This is a genomic window from Lysinibacillus sp. PWR01, assembly GCF_043359455.1.
Taxonomy (GTDB): domain Bacteria; phylum Bacillota; class Bacilli; order Bacillales_A; family Planococcaceae; genus Lysinibacillus; species Lysinibacillus fusiformis_F.
Genome location: NZ_JBHERJ010000091.1, coordinates 1 through 15,184, shown reverse-complemented (window position 1 = coordinate 15,184; position 15,184 = coordinate 1). Strand labels below are relative to the sequence as shown.

At 38.6% G+C, this 15,184-nt stretch carries 15 protein-coding genes; 7 read left to right on the top strand and 8 right to left on the bottom strand.

All coding sequences use genetic code 11. The annotated features are described in order from the left end of the window. Nucleotides 1–84: 84 nt before the first annotated feature. Together ACEVFT_RS21370 and ACEVFT_RS21365 are read right to left on the bottom strand one after the other, a co-directional pair. Nucleotides 85–522, bottom strand: a complete 438-nt coding sequence (locus ACEVFT_RS21370) for a general stress protein (RefSeq protein ID WP_205442588.1) — start codon at nucleotides 520–522, stop codon at nucleotides 85–87. A gap of 190 nt (nucleotides 523–712) precedes the next feature. Beyond that, nucleotides 713–1,153, bottom strand: a complete 441-nt coding sequence (locus tag ACEVFT_RS21365) for a Dps family protein (protein WP_205442587.1) — start codon at nucleotides 1,151–1,153, stop codon at nucleotides 713–715. A gap of 218 nt (nucleotides 1,154–1,371) precedes the next feature. Here ACEVFT_RS21365 and pepF point away from each other — a divergent pair, with 218 nt between their 5' ends. Both pepF and ACEVFT_RS21355 read left to right on the top strand, forming a co-directional pair. Then, entirely contained in the window at nucleotides 1,372–3,186 is a 1,815-nt protein-coding gene (gene pepF / locus ACEVFT_RS21360) for an oligoendopeptidase F (protein WP_393951249.1), read from the top strand. 227 nt (nucleotides 3,187–3,413) lie between these two features. Continuing rightward, entirely contained in the window at nucleotides 3,414–4,397 is a 984-nt protein-coding gene (locus ACEVFT_RS21355) for an SEC-C domain-containing protein (protein WP_393951248.1), read from the top strand. A 67-nt stretch (nucleotides 4,398–4,464) separates the two neighbouring features. Here the strand turns inward: ACEVFT_RS21355 and ACEVFT_RS21350 are convergent, their stop codons facing one another. Further along, nucleotides 4,465–4,656, bottom strand: a complete 192-nt coding sequence (locus ACEVFT_RS21350) for a zinc-finger domain-containing protein (RefSeq protein ID WP_205442584.1) — start codon at nucleotides 4,654–4,656, stop codon at nucleotides 4,465–4,467. A 188-nt stretch (nucleotides 4,657–4,844) separates the two neighbouring features. Between ACEVFT_RS21350 and ACEVFT_RS21345 the strand changes: the two genes are divergently transcribed. From ACEVFT_RS21345 to ACEVFT_RS21330, 4 genes are all read left to right on the top strand, one after another. After that, a complete protein-coding gene (locus ACEVFT_RS21345; RefSeq protein WP_205442583.1) occupies nucleotides 4,845–5,237 on the top strand; it encodes a ribonuclease HI family protein in 393 nt (130 codons plus the stop codon). 231 nt (nucleotides 5,238–5,468) lie between these two features. Continuing rightward, complete coding sequence (locus ACEVFT_RS21340; protein WP_393951247.1) at nucleotides 5,469–6,266, top strand: amino acid ABC transporter substrate-binding protein; 798 nt, start codon at nucleotides 5,469–5,471, stop codon at nucleotides 6,264–6,266. A gap of 67 nt (nucleotides 6,267–6,333) precedes the next feature. Further along, on the top strand, nucleotides 6,334–6,990 hold the full coding sequence (locus ACEVFT_RS21335) for an amino acid ABC transporter permease (RefSeq protein WP_393951246.1): 657 nt from the start codon (nucleotides 6,334–6,336) through the stop codon (nucleotides 6,988–6,990). Nucleotides 6,991–7,001: 11 nt separating this feature from the next. Further along, nucleotides 7,002–7,748, top strand: coding sequence for an amino acid ABC transporter ATP-binding protein (locus ACEVFT_RS21330; protein WP_393951245.1), 747 nt, complete (start codon nucleotides 7,002–7,004; stop codon nucleotides 7,746–7,748). Between the two features lie 627 nt (nucleotides 7,749–8,375). On the opposite strand, the gene ACEVFT_RS21325 is transcribed toward ACEVFT_RS21330, so the two are convergent. The 5 genes from ACEVFT_RS21325 to ACEVFT_RS21305 form a co-directional block, all read right to left on the bottom strand. After that, on the bottom strand, nucleotides 8,376–10,436 hold the full coding sequence (locus ACEVFT_RS21325) for a HAMP domain-containing sensor histidine kinase (protein WP_393951244.1): 2,061 nt from the start codon (nucleotides 10,434–10,436) through the stop codon (nucleotides 8,376–8,378). Then, entirely contained in the window at nucleotides 10,414–11,109 is a 696-nt protein-coding gene (locus ACEVFT_RS21320) for a response regulator transcription factor (RefSeq protein WP_141903000.1), read from the bottom strand. Before ACEVFT_RS21320 ends, ACEVFT_RS21325 begins: the two co-directional genes overlap by 23 nt. Nucleotides 11,110–11,363: 254 nt before the next feature. After that, the gene (locus ACEVFT_RS21315; protein ID WP_393951243.1) at nucleotides 11,364–11,981 is read right to left on the bottom strand and encodes an NUDIX hydrolase; all 618 of its coding nucleotides are present in this window, start codon (nucleotides 11,979–11,981) and stop codon (nucleotides 11,364–11,366) included. A gap of 539 nt (nucleotides 11,982–12,520) precedes the next feature. Beyond that, nucleotides 12,521–13,717 carry an MFS transporter gene (locus ACEVFT_RS21310; RefSeq protein WP_393951242.1) on the bottom strand — a complete coding sequence of 399 codons (1,197 nt, stop codon included), beginning with the start codon at nucleotides 13,715–13,717 and terminating at the stop codon, nucleotides 12,521–12,523. Beyond that, nucleotides 13,717–14,115 carry a MarR family winged helix-turn-helix transcriptional regulator gene (locus tag ACEVFT_RS21305; RefSeq protein WP_205442574.1) on the bottom strand — a complete coding sequence of 133 codons (399 nt, stop codon included), beginning with the start codon at nucleotides 14,113–14,115 and terminating at the stop codon, nucleotides 13,717–13,719. Before ACEVFT_RS21305 ends, ACEVFT_RS21310 begins: the two co-directional genes overlap by 1 nt. Nucleotides 14,116–14,284: 169 nt before the next feature. On the opposite strand from ACEVFT_RS21305, the gene ACEVFT_RS21300 reads away from it, so the two are divergent. After that, on the top strand, nucleotides 14,285–14,839 hold the full coding sequence (locus ACEVFT_RS21300) for a DJ-1/PfpI family protein (protein WP_342534318.1): 555 nt from the start codon (nucleotides 14,285–14,287) through the stop codon (nucleotides 14,837–14,839). Nucleotides 14,840–15,184 lie beyond the last annotated feature (345 nt).

Here is a 15,184-nt window from a genome sequence, read left to right as displayed (position 1 = left end):
AAATGATCTTTTTCTGCTAGTGACATGATCTTTTTTCAACAACATGAAAACAGAGTGATCACTGGGATCACTCTGTTTTTCTCTTTATAAAAATCTTCTATATTGCTCTGCCTCTGCCATACGCTGTTGATTTCTTAAACGCTCCTCTTGCTCTTCCGCTGTCTCTGGATAGGTTTGAAGCGTATCAACATCATCCTCGTGTTCTGCATATAGGACAATACTTCCTTGTTCTACAAGATGTGCATAGTAAGCGATTTGTCCCTCTGACAGATTAAATCGTTTTAAGCCCTCTGTAACAGCTGAGTCGCCTGTAAACCAAGATTTGAATTGGTCTACCCAATTTCCAGCCTCATGTGTTTGCACATCGGCATCCCATTTTACATCCTCAAACTGTTGGGGATCTCTCGCAATAATATGGATATCGTCTTGGTGATAACCTTCCATTCGCATATGTTCTAAAATGTGAAGCATTTCATCCCTTGTATGGGCCACCTCAATTTTTGGATTTTGTTCATTCATCATGTTCAATTCCTCCTAAGTTGTATGGCTTACTAGGTAATTACCCTCATGGCAAACAAGCAAACCCGTTTTATGAAACTGTAATAATTGTTATGATGCCTTAAACTATGTTGCTGATTTGACATAAAGCGTTCAGGGCAGAAAAAAACATGCTAGAGAGGCTTTCTTCTCCAGCATGCTGAACGTTTCATTTTTACTTGTCAAGAAAGGCTTTTAACATCCATGTATGCTTTTCAAGAGACTGATACATCGCATTGAGTAAATCCTCTGTACGGTCGTCCCCTTCTTCTGCGGCTAGCTCCATTGTAGAATTCAAAGCTTTCATCAGCTTTTGGAAATCGGAAATTGTCGTTGCAACCATGTCCTCTGTCGTTTCATCACCTGTTGCTTCTTCTACATAGGATAGCTCTAGATGCTCTTTTAATGTCGCCACTGGCTTGCCATCCTTTGATAAAATACGCTCTGCTATTTCATCTAAATTCAGCGTTGTTTCATTATACAGCTCTTCAAATTTTGCATGCAGTGTAAAGAAGGCTGGCCCTGTGACATACCAATGATAATTGTGTAGCTTTGTGTAAAGCACAGACCATGTGGCCACTAGCTTATTTAATTGTTTGTTTAAGTTTTGTGTCATAATCCATTTCTCCTCCAATATGTCTTGTTCTAGCCATTAGTATGAGTAATAAAAGATGTTGGCTATACACACATTGTTCCCGACCGACAATATTTCAAACATACTTCATGCGAAACGACCTTCAGTAAGAATATTGCAACTATTCTATGAAATTATTTCACTTTCCGAAATAGTTTCGTTATAATGAAATCACTTACATGTAAAGGGGTGTCCATAGAATGAAAGTTTTACCATTACGAAAAGATGTTGCAGTAGAAGAAACTTGGGATTTAACAGATTTATTAAGCAATGAGGCTGATTTTGAACCTACCTTGGCACAATTAGTGGAAGATGCGCTTAGCTTCGAGCAACAATACAAAGGAACAATTACTGATGCGCAAAAAGTAATCGACGTGTTAACAGCCTTTGAGGAGCTACAAAAAAGATTTGTTCCGATTGGCACATATGCAAGCTTAAATCTCGAAACAGATCGCACAAATGATGTAGCACAAATGCGTGCCGCAAAATTTGGTACAGCTATCGGAAAAGTCAGCAGTGCTCTATCCTTCGTACGCAGTGAGTTACTGGCATTGGATGAAGCTGTTTTACAAGAAGCAGCAACATCAAGCCCTCTTTACAAACGATATCTAGAGGAATTATTAAAACGAAAACCACACCAGCTACACCCTGAAGTGGAAAAAGCGCTAGCAGCATTCAGCCCTACATTTGACGCGCCCTATAAAACGTACAATACGACGAAATTAGTGGACATGGATTTTGGCGAGTTTGAAGCCAATGGTGAAAAGCATCCCCTTAGCTTCGTCCTGTACGAAAATGACTGGGAGTTTGAAGCAAATACAGCTGTACGTCGTGCTGCCTTTGAAGCATTTTCAAGCAAGCTACGTGATTACCAGCATACAACAGCACAAGTATATAACACACATATTCAACAAGAAAAAACAATGGCTGACCTAAGAGGCTTTAACTCTGTTATTGATTATTTACTATTTGATCAAGATGTCGATCGTTCTCTCTATAATCGTCAAATTGATTTAATTACAAAAGAGCTTGCCCCGCATATGCGTCGCTATGCAACGTTAATTCAAAAAGCCAACGGTATCGACCAAATGACATTTGCAGATTTAAAAATTGCGCTGGACTCTGATTATGATCCTAGACTATCGATGGCTGAGGCAAAAGAATATGTTGAAAAGGCATTAGCCGTTATGGGTGAAGACTATAATCAATTAATGGATAGAGCCTTCAATGAACGCTGGATTGACTATGCGCCAAACAAAGGAAAATCTACAGGGGCATTTTGTTCAAGTCCGTATGGCAGCCATCCGTATATTTTAATGTCATGGAATGAACAAATGAATGAAGTCTTTACACTTATTCACGAGCTTGGTCATGCGGGGCATTTTGCAAATACGTATGAACATCAATCTTATCTGAATAGTCGACCATCTCTGTACTTTATTGAAGCGCCATCAACAATGAATGAAATGCTGTTAGCGAATTATTTACTAACACATAATGATGATCTACGCTTTAAACGTTGGGTAATTTCCAATATTGTAGCGAAAACATATTATCATAACTTTGTTACACATTTACTAGAGGCTGCCTATCAACGTAAAGTATATGAATTAATTGATGCTGGAGAGGCAGTTAACGCAACCATCCTCAATCAATTAAAACGCTCTGTGCTGGAAGATTTCTGGGGTGATACAGTGGCGATCTCTGAAGGTGCTGAACTTACATGGATGCGTCAGCCACACTATTATATGGGCCTTTACCCATACACATATAGTGCAGGGTTAACCATCTCAACACAAGTGTCTCAACGTATTTTAAAAGAGGGCGCTCCAGCTGTTGAAGATTGGCTAGCAGTGCTACAGGCTGGCGGCACAAAATCACCAGTGGAGTTAGCACAAATGGCAGGTGTTGATATCACGACTGACCAACCGCTTCGTGATACAATTGCCTACATTGGCCATTTAATTGATGAGCTTGAACGTCTGACAGTGGAAATCGAAGCCGTTCAGCAATAATTTAACTAGAAACGGTCCTGCCTATTTAAGGTGGAGACCGTTTTCTTTTTTTTAGTTCTAAGTAGAAAAATACGTACATATACTAGAATCAGGGCGTCCCTCTATATTTTTTAGATATTTCAAAATAGACAATTATTTTTCTTCATACAAAAGTACCGTTATTATTAAGAGTACGCAAATTATTTAGCAATATACGATTAACAATGATTAAAGGAAGTGTTCTAATTATGGTAAAACGTAATGATCCATGCCCATGCGGTAGCGGCAAAAAATATAAAAAATGTTGTGAAGGCAAACAGCAAGTAACAGTGGAAGCAGTACAAATCGAAGAATTAGAGCGTGTGCTACAAACATTTTACTTAGAATATCCTGAACGCAAAGATGTTCGTGCCTATATCGAGCATGTGGGCACATGGCAGCCTAAATTAGAGAGCGTTCTACAGCGTGAGCTAATCGAAGCCATCGCTTTAGACGACTTTTTCTTCCATCAAGAGCCATCTATCTGGAAAAATTATCTAAAGAAAACGAAGAAAAAGGCGGTAAGACCTTCTACAGTCAAAGTACTTGAAGATTGGTCTCAGCCGACTTTATTTATTGGTACGGTGTCTGTTGTTGAGGAAAAATATTTCAAGGCTAATCATTTACTTACTAATGATGAGCTTTATATTCGTCGTGAAAATAACAAACCGATTCCTGAAGGTATGCATGTATTTGCCTTTATCTTACCAGACGGTACGAAGAAATCGGCTCATTATTTAGCTGTGTCCACACTTATTTTCTTCCCAGAGGATCATGCAAAAGTCTTTGAAGATTTCAAGAAGAACTTTGAGGCATCCGAGAAGAAGGTTGGCTCATTCTTAAAAGAAGAGCACCTAGCATTCTGGGAGTTATTAGTATCAAATGGCTATAAAGGTGAGGAATTCTCAAACTTTGAGAGCAATGTCCTGACACAAGTAAAGGACTTCCTAGAGCAAAATGAGCGTGAAACAGCACCGATGCTTGAGCTATTAGAGGACTATTTAATTGAAGGTCAACCGACTGCGCGCAAAGAAGCGGCCATTGCAGCTGGTGCGATTCGTTATGGTCAGGAAAAAGAGCTGTTCGAGTCTCTATCTATGACGGTGAAAGAAATCGCTGCGACATTCGATATTTCAGCTTCCTCTCTTACAAAGTATTATCAAGACCTAAGCAGCTATGCTGATACGAAATAATTGTGACAATTAAAGAAGCTACATTTATTAGCATTTTTGCTAATAGATGTAGCTTTTCTTCATGTGTTCATTTACTATAAACTTTTAAAAGCTCTTCCCCTAAGAACTGTAGCTTTTCTCCAACTGAACAGGCTTCAATACAGAAACGATGAGCCCCTGGTTTACCACGGTCTTTACGTAATTGCTTAATCACCAAGCAATCCGCACAATACGTATCATGCAGTTCGTCAATATCCTTCATAACCGTCACTTTCTCCATGTTGAACTCTCGCTCCTTTCACGTCCAAAATTCACTTCCTACTATTATGAAGCGTTCAATTTCAACAAGCAACTATTTTGTTTACTTCCTACGTATTTTTTTCAAACACGAATTGCCCCACAAGGATGCTTTGCGCCATAGCCTTGTTGTACAATTATAGGGAAGTCAAAACGCAAAGTAGGGATGATATGTTAGAAGTTTATATAGATGCTGCCAGTGCAGGAAATCCTGGGCCAAGTGGGATTGGGTTATTTATTAAAGGTGAAGGCCACCATATCCAAATCAGTGAGTATATTGGCGAAACAAACAACCATATTGCTGAATTCACGGCATTAGTTCGTGGCCTTGAAGAAGCACAAAAGTTAGGCTCCCCTCTTGTCTCGGTACGTTCGGATTCCAAAATCGTTGTCGCTTCTATGGAAAAAGAATATGTCAAAAATGAGGAATTTAAACCTTATTTAGAAAAAGCTTTAGCACTTGCTACTAGCTTTGATTTATTTTTTATCAAATGGGTGCCTGACGCACAAAACAAAGCGGCTGATGCCTTGGCACGCAAAGCAATCCACAGCAAAAATAGCTAACATCATTTCACTGGACTGTTCTTTAAGTGCAGTCCCTTTTTCTTTTCCTATTCTTCAGTTACTTACTATCCCCCAATTTCATTATTTTATGCTATTCAAAAAAATGCTAGAAAACACCGCTCATTTTCTAATTAATCCAAAACGATATTGACATTGTTTGAGTACGATGTTATCCTTTAACACATTAGCAGTTTAGCAAACGAAAGTGATAGATTATAGGGGGAAACAAAAATGAAACGTGTATTGACTTTATTTATGATGCTGACAGCTGTCATCGTTTTATCAGCGTGTGGTTCATCAAAAGAAAAGACAGCAGAAAAAAACGAAACAGCAGCAGAACAAGAAAAAGTTATTATTGGGATCGACGATAAATTTGCACCAATGGGCTTCCGCGATGATAAAAATGACATCGTTGGATTCGATATTGATTTAGCTCGTGCAGCAGCCGAGCATATGGGCGTTGAAGCAGAATTCCAGCCAATCGATTGGAAAACAAAAGAGGCAGAATTACTGAGCGGACGTATTGATTTAATTTGGAACGGTTATACGATTACAGATGAACGTAAGGAAAAAGTTTTATTTACAAAGCCCTATCTTGAAAACTCTCAAGTTGTGCTAACAAAGGCAGATTCAAAGATTACAAAACTAAGTGATTTAGCTGGACAAGAAGTAGGTATTCAATCTCTTTCTTCTGCGGCAGATGCATTAAACGGGAACCCGATTCACAAAGAAGTGAAAAAAATTACAGAATTTACGGATAATGTTTTAGCATTATCAGACTTAAAAACAGGCCGTGTTAATGCCGTGGTCATTGATGCGGTCGTTGCAGAATATTACATGACACAAGAGCCGGATACATTCAAATTGTTAGAGGAATCACTTGCACCTGAACAGTACGGTATTGGTGTGAAACCAGGCAATGAAGCATTATTAGAAAAACTACAAGCCGCGTTAGACAAAATGAATGAAGATGGTACAGCGTCTGAAATTTCTACAAAATGGTTCGGTGAAGATAAAGTATTAAAGTAATGACAGGATACATCAACTGTAAGAGTTTCCTTAGTGGAACTCTTACTCTTTTTGGAGGGACATCGTTATGGCGGATTACTGGCAAACTATGATATTACCGATGCTAGAAGGGGCAAAAATGACAGTTTTACTGTTTTTCATCGCCATTCTAGTATCGATTCCATTCGGCTTTTTACTAACACTCGCCGTAAAAAGTCGCATAAAACCACTCGCTTGGCTTGCACATACGTATATTTATATCATGCGTGGTACACCACTATTACTACAATTATTATTAATTTGCTTCGGTTTACCTATGCTGCCAGTAATCGGTGAATATTTAGTACTCGATCGTTTTGTGGCCGCTTGCCTTGGCTTTATTTTAAATTATGCTGCCTACTTTGCAGAAATATTCCGTGGTGGTCTTCTTGCCATCGATAAAGGACAATATGAGGCAGCCCAAGTGCTCGGCTTATCCAAGTGGCAAACGATGACACGTGTTATTTTGCCACAAATGTTTCGTGTCGCCTTACCAGCATTATCAAATGAATCCGTTACACTGATTAAGGATACAGCCCTACTTTATGCAGTTGCTGTTCCAGAATTACTCCATTTTGCACAAACAGCTGTCAATCGTGACTTCACGATTACACCGTTCTTTATTGCTGGTGCAATTTACTTAGTCATGACCCTTGTCTTGACGGTGTTCTTTAAATGGCTAGAAAGACGCTTTAAATTTGAATAGAGGTGACACATATGGCATTGATGGAAGTAACAAACTTGAAGAAATCTTTCGATCAGGTGGAGGTTCTGAAACAAATTACATTTTCGGTAGAGAAGAACGATGTCATTGCAGTTATCGGTCCCTCTGGATCTGGGAAAAGTACAATGCTTCGGAGCTTAATACATTTAGAAGAAATTGATGGTGGCAGTATTGTAGTAGATGGCGATTATCTTGTGCAAGATGGTCAATATACAAAGCCACAGGACATCAAAGCAATTACAGCAAAAATGGGAATGGTCTTTCAACACTTTAACCTGTTCCCCCACTTAACCGTTCAACAAAACCTCGAAATGGCACCAAACTTATTAAAAACCGAATCAGCAGAGGCCATTACGAGACGCTGTCAAGATTTACTACAAAAAATTGGTCTTGCCGACAAGGCCAAGGCTTATCCAGCAAATCTTTCTGGTGGCCAAAAACAGCGTGTAGCAATCGCTCGTGCCCTGATGATGAATCCTCAAATTTTATTATTTGATGAACCTACCTCTGCCTTAGATCCTGAGCTAACAGGCGAAGTATTAAAGGTCATGAAAAGCCTTGCAGAGGATCAGATGACAATGATTGTCGTGACACACGAAATGGGCTTTGCACAAGAGGTAGCAAATAAGGTAGTCTTTATGGATGGTGGTCAAATTATCGAATCCGACCATCCAGAAAACTTCTTTACAAACCCTCAAAACGACCGTACACGAGCGTTTTTACAAAAGAATCTTAACTAATTTGAAGGAGAGCTGGCTCATGTCGCTCTCTTTTTTATACAGGCCTTTTCTAGTGTTGAAAAACAAAACAATCAATAGAATTTTTGTGAAAAGTGAAAATGAATTTCCGTTGCAGGCTACTTGCTTTCCTGTGGGCGAGCGCCGAATCGCTTCCTCCGCTACCGCTCCGTTTAGTGGTTCGCCTGTCTCGCTATCCCACGGGAGTCAAGTAGCCTTCCACTCCAACCTACAAAATGTTAACTTTTTAGCAAAGGTTTTCAGATAAAGTGAAGGTGTTCACTACTCTTTAGGAAGAGATGTTGTCACGCATTACTTCTCCACATTGAAAATAAGAGTTTATCCCCTCTAAGAATACAAATAATGGACGATTTAATCGCTATGCTACTATGAAAAAAGTAAAGACACTTTGCAGAATGGTTGATTGGAGTGGAGCCAGCGTCACTCCTAGGGGATTTAGCGTCACAGATGAGAGACCCTGAAGCGGCTCATCGGACGCCCCCTGGAAAGGACGCTGGCGGAACGGAAATCAACCCCTCACCTTGCTAAAAGGTCTTTTTCTAGTGACATGATCTTTTTTCAACAACAGAAAAGGAATAGGACACGCATGTATCCTATTCCTTTATTACATTATTCATTTGGGAATTTCGGTAGATAAATCATGACCTTAAATAAATCGCCATCTACTTGCACTAAGAATTTGCCGTGCTGGATGTGAATAAGGCTTTCAGCAATCGACAACCCTAATCCGCTACCTTGGCTTGATCTTGATTCATCTCCGCGTTTAAAGCGTTCCATTAACTCATCAACTGAAATATTTAATTCGTATGCTGAAATATTTTTAAATGTCACAAGTATTTCATTCCCTACATCTTCAACACCAATATATACCCTTGATGTAGGCAGTGCGTATTTAAAAATATTCGAGAATAAGTTTTCGATGGAACGCCATAGGAGTTTACCATCAGCCTTCACATATACTTTTTCTGTTGGATGAGCTAATTTAAAATCTAAGGACGAGGCTTCAATTTTTTCATCCATTTCTCCGATCCCTTGCGTTAGTAATGATACGATATCAATCCGTTCTAACTGGACAGGTATACTACCACTTGATGCTTTAGCCGCTTCAAATAAATCATCGGTTAAGTGCTGAAGTCTTTTCGATTTTTGATCTAACACGTCCACATATTCAGCAATCATTTCAGGGTCATTTTCTAATTTTAATAAATCGACATACGTAATAATTGATGTTAAAGGCGTTCTGATATCATGCGAAACATTCGTAATAAGCTCTGTTTTTAAACGCTCACTCTTGATTTCACTATCCACTGCCTTTTTCAACCCATCTGTAATACGATTTATATTTTCTGCAAGTTGACTAAACTCCCCTTTTCCATCAACTTCAATTCGATGATGAAGATCCCCATTTTTAATTTGCTCTACACCCTCTTTAATGCGGTTAAACGACTTCACCTTTCTCAGCGCCAACCAGGCAGCTATCCCCATCGTAATGGGAAACATGAAAAATGTTGCCGCCACAACTAATGGATAGCCAATGACTAGCAGCACAATTTTCACGCCTGTACTACCACTGTCAAAAACATGTTTCACCAAAATAAATAGCTTTTTGAAAATTTGATAGAGAAGTGTATGCTGCAATAACGATCTATTTTTAATATGCTTTATGGGCGATAAAATCAATAGTAAGGCAATGATAAAAATAGGCACGCTGAAGAACATGTACATACCATGGAATACTTCCACAATCATGGCGATCCACATCGCTGTTAAGCAACCGATTAGCACAATATTGAGATCATTATAAAGTTTGTCAATGACATGGAAATGAACTTCTTTATCTTTAAATGACGTTCTTCCAATAACTATGATTAAATAAACAAAAGATAAAATAAACCCTGCTAGAAATACCATAAATTCATTCAGAAAGCTTTGGGCAGTCGCTTTATCTTTTTCCCATTCCGACATTTTTTGTTGTAAGTAAGAATCTTTAAACGCTACATACATAACATCTGTCTGTGGGTTCAACATGTCAACTTCATGTGTAAAGTAATCCAAGTATTGACTTTCTTTCACTTCATTCGGATAAAGCTTTTGTTGATAATTTTCAAATAACATATAGGCATCAAAGGATTCAAATTGCTCTTTCTTATTGAGATCACTATTGGAGAACTCATGTTCACCGTCACTCGCATAAAACACAATTCCTTCATAGGCTTCTAGCGTACTGCGTAATCGATAAAAATTTCTTACCTGTTCATTCATACTTTTATCTTTTATTCTAGCAATGTCATTTGCATATATTTCTTGATAGTTATGCTTATTTTCCTCTTCACTCAAATTCGAATTATATCTATAAGAATTACGGAAATCATAATATAACTCTTCTTCGATTCTTCTATTGTCCTCTTCTATTAGTGTCTTATCACTTAAAATATATTCTTCACTTTTGTATTTTCCGATTAATTGCGCTAAAGGAGCAATAATGCTGTAACTTTCATCAGCGAATGCTCGGCTTTCAAAATAATGATCTTGATTTATACTACTAAGATGAATCTCATTAAATTCCATGTTGATCATTACCCTCGCGATACCAGTTAAACAAGCGATGGCAATTAGGAACACAACCACTTTCGTAATGAGTGCATGACTAATACTTCTCAACTTTCTCAACCTTATACCCAACTCCCCATACAACTTTTAAATACTTCGGCTCTTTTGGATTAATTTCAATTTTTTCTCGAATCTTTCGAATATGAACCGAAACCGTATTTTCAGGATTAATAGCCCTGACATTCCATACCTTTTCATAAATCTCTTCAATCGTGAACACCCTACCAGCATTGGCTGTCAGAAGCTTTAAGATTTTATATTGCACCGGTGTCAAATGAACCTCCTGTTTATCAACAGTAATGACTTTTTGTTCATCATCAATCACAAGCCCGCCCGTTTGAAATACAGCACTACTCATCTCGAGACTCCCAAACGTCGTATACCTTCTTAGCTGGGATTTCACTCTAGCCACAAGTTCTAATGGATTAAACGGCTTGGCCATATAATCATCTGCTCCGATATTTAATCCGAGTATTTTGTCATAATCCTCCGACTTAGCAGAAAGCATAATTAACGGAATCATATTATCTTGCCGAATCTTCATCGTCGCCGTAATCCCATCCATTTTTGGCATCATAATATCCATAATAATGAGGTGAATAACGTGATCCCGAATAAGATCGATTGCCTCTATACCATTGTAAGCTTTGAATACTTGATAGCCCTCATTTTCTAAATAAATGCTAATCGCTCTAACAATTTCTTTATCATCATCACAAATCAAAATGTTCAACTACATTCACTCCTCCACCACTTTAGGTTCATGTCATCACCCCTATAGGATTCGTATAAGGATATAATACTAATTAAATCTTAACAAACTCAGACACTAATTCTTAAGATTTTCTTAGTGTTTTCCTTTATGCACACTTTATGTCAAATACAAATTCGAAAAATTCGAGGAATACAATAAAAAATGGAGAGCAGGCTTGAGCGGCTCTCCTTTAATCATCTAATATACAATTCGGTATTATGTAGCTTGAAGTATTAATCAAAATAGGCAGGTTCTTGTGGGTACCTTAAATGACGAAAAGCTAGTTTTATTTGGGACGCTGTATTTCTGGCTATTGATAGAGAGGGCAATTCATTTTCAGCAAAGAATGCAACAGCATTAGTTTCCATGCCCTCTTCTGCCTGTCCCCCAATGATTTCACATTGAATAAACATTTTATAGACATAGTAGAGAGATGGTGGATGAGGGTGGCATTTCTTATCAAGTACACTTATGAGTTTGATTGCTTTTACATCAAATCCCGATTCTTCTTTCGTTTCTTTGATGGCTACTTCACTAGGCGTAAGGCCGATGTCACCCCAGCCACCTGGTAATGACCAATCCCCATCCATCTTTTCTCTCACCATTAATATTTTATTGTCCCTAAAAACAACCGCCCTGATATCTATTTTGGGTGTCGCATAACCCGTCTCATTAGCAAATAAATCACGTATAACCGTCTTATCCATCTCCGTATGGTGTGCTATGATGTCCACGCTTATTTCTCTTAATGATTCAAACCTTTCTATGTCATAAATATCCTTTGAATAAGTTAGTCCTGCCTGTGCAATTGATTGTAGTTGTTTTGCCCACTCAAGCCATTTAGGTTCCATCTATTATCACATCCTTTTTTAGGATTTCATCCTACCAAAAATCATTTGTAGTCCATAACAATTAATTTTACATTATTTGAAAAAAACTATTTATCCATGTTATAATTCTTAGTGAAGATGTATATAAGTAAATAAGACCATTGGTGCTGGAACACCAATGGTCCTAGTAACAAGACGAATCGCTTCAAAGGCGATTTACAAAGTGATGAAAGTAAACCATCTCACATGCTGGCGAGGCAGGGGCGGTTTACTTTTTTTGTGTAAAAGTAAATGACAATGCAAGTACCGAAACAATAAGTGTTGAAAGACTTATCGCAACCATCATTGCTTCAAAAATAGTCAATGGCATCAACTCCTTTCTCTTCAATAAGCTGAATGAGATAGGTTAAAATTGTGCCAACCGCCCATGAAACCTCTATCTAGTTACGCTCTTATTATACCATATTTTGGTCAATAACGACCGCGCTGCATGACTGAATTTTCATAGCCTATGATCGCTTCTAATAATAAAAACAGTTGGGACAGACCCAACTGTTTTACTATATATTCACTACTTTTTTCGGTTTCATCTTTGCAAGGCGTACGAGATAAATAATAAAGACAACCCCTAGTAAACCTGCACCTGACAAGTAGACTGAAGCATAACCTGCCTGTACGGCCACCATTCCTAAAATATAGGAACCTAGTGCAATTCCAAGGTCAAACATCGTAAAATAGGTTGCAGTTGCGTAGCCACTTCGCTGGATGGCTGTGGATTGAACGGCTAATGCTTGCAAGCTTGTCGTCACAGCTCCATAGCCGAAGCCTACAAAAATAGCAGCACTTAAAAATAACACGGGTCCTTCTACAAAAGCGAGCATAACGAGTCCGATGGCGAAGGAGATAATACCAGGAATAATAACAAATTGCGGTCCCTTCGTATCATAAAGTTTACCTGTATACGGACGCGTAATTAACATGGATGCTGCAAACACTGCATAAAAAAGACTGGCCACAGCCATTAAATCCTTTTGCTGTGCATAGACCGATAAAAAGGATAAAACACTGGCATACGAAAAGGCAACTAAACTAGCAATCGCAGCAACAGGTAATGCTTTTCGCTCAAATAAATCATCAAATTTAAAGGTTAGTTTTCCTTCATGGGCAGGTTTCGGTAAATCATCAGTATTGACCGTTAACGCTAAAATTCCTCCTGCTAAAACGCAAATACTCATAACAATGAACAATACGTTAAAGGTACTATATTGAATTAATAATAAGCCGATAAATGGCCCGATGACAACTGCTAGATTCGTAGACATCGTAAAATAGCCAAGCCCCGCCCCTTTTCGTTTAGCAGGAACAATATCTGCGGCTAAAGAACCCGCGGCTGTTGTGATAATGCTAAAGAAAATCCCTTGAATAAAACGAAGACCAAGTAAAAGTCCAAATGGATGAATAAATAAATATAAAACGGTACAAATAAAATAGCCCACTAAGGAGAGGACTAATAGTTTTTTCTTACCAAATACATCCAACAGTTTTCCTGAAAACGGGCGCACAATGATAGCTGACAATAAAAAGCCAGACAATAGAAGCCCTGCCTCCTTATCCGTCTGATGTAGCTCCCCTATTGCATAAAGAGGCAAAGTTGTTACAAGTCCATAAAATACAAAAAAGACTGAGATATTCGTTAAAAATAGACTAATGAAACGCTTCGTCCATATCTGTGTATTCTCTTCTTGCTGCATGTCCATCAACCTTTCATTTTTTCCAATAGCTTCAGAAATTGCTGCTGTTCTTCAGCTGTTAATGACCCTACCATTTCTTCTTCAAATGCTAGAATAGTTGCTGTAATGGCTGGTAGGCGCTCCTCTGCTTGTGCAGATAAAGTCACAATCTTTTCTCGTTTATCCTCACCATCTAATCGTTGTACCCAGCCCAATGACTCAAGCCTTGTAATCGCTCTTGTGATACTTGGCGCTTCTACATTTAAATACTTCCAAATTTGCGTTAATGTCATCGGCCCATTTTTATGTAAGCAATATAAAATGGTCCATTGAGAACTATATAAATGATGCTGCTTCAGCACTTCATTTAAGCAATTAGTTAAATAGCGATTTTTTTGGAATAAAGCATGGAAAATTGGATTCATCGCTGTCTACCTCCTGAAAAATTATTTACCTAGCTAAATAAATACTATACGCTTCATTTTTTTCTTTGTAAAGGAAGTAATTTGGAAAGATGGCTCGATCATCAGCAGGAAATTTTTTGCATGTGTCGAATAAAACTTAGTAGATTCACAATGTAAAGGAGATGGAATCATGGGGAAAAAGGTTTTAATACTTGCAGGAGATGCAGTAGAAGCTTTAGAGATTTTTTATCCTTATTATCGTTGTCTTGAGGCAGGCTATGATGTCACTATTGCAGCACCATCAGCTAAGAAATTACAGACCGTATTACACGATTTTGTAGATGGCGTCGATACATACATCGAGCGACCTGCCTATGGTTTAGAGGCACATGCTTCTTTTGCTGATGTTGATCCAACCGATTTCGATGGATTGATTATTCCTGGTGGTCGTGCGCCAGAATACATTCGTTTAAATGAGCATGTTCCACCACTCGTATCCCATTTTTTCGAAACCAATAAACCGATTGCAGCCGTTTGTCACGCAGCACAAATTTTCGCGACTATTCCTGAAGTGCTAAAAGGACGTGAGCTAACAGCCTATATTGCCTGCAAGCCAGAGGTGCAGGTGGCGGGCGCAACTTATATTGATGCCAATCTTCATACAGATGGCAATTTAGTAAGTGGGCATGCATGGCCTGATTTACCAGGCTTGATGCGTGCATTTATTGAAAAGCTAGAAGGTTAAAGTACAAGGATGCCCTATTTTAGGCATCCTTGTTTTAGTGTTGAAAAACAAAACAGTCAATTGAAAGGTAGAAATGGATTTTCGTTGCAGGCTACTTGCTTTCCTGTGGGCGAGCGTCGAATCGCTTCCTCCGCTACCGCTCCGTGCAGGGTTTCGACAGTCTCGCTATCCCACGGGAGTCAAGTAGCCTTCCACTCCAATCCACAAAAGTGTTACCTTTTTAGCAAAGGTTTTCAAATAAAGTTCTCACGCATCACTTCTCCACATTGAAAATAAAAGCTTATCTCCTCTAACGAATACAGATAATGGGCTGTTTGATCGCTACTATGAAAAAAAGTAAAGCCA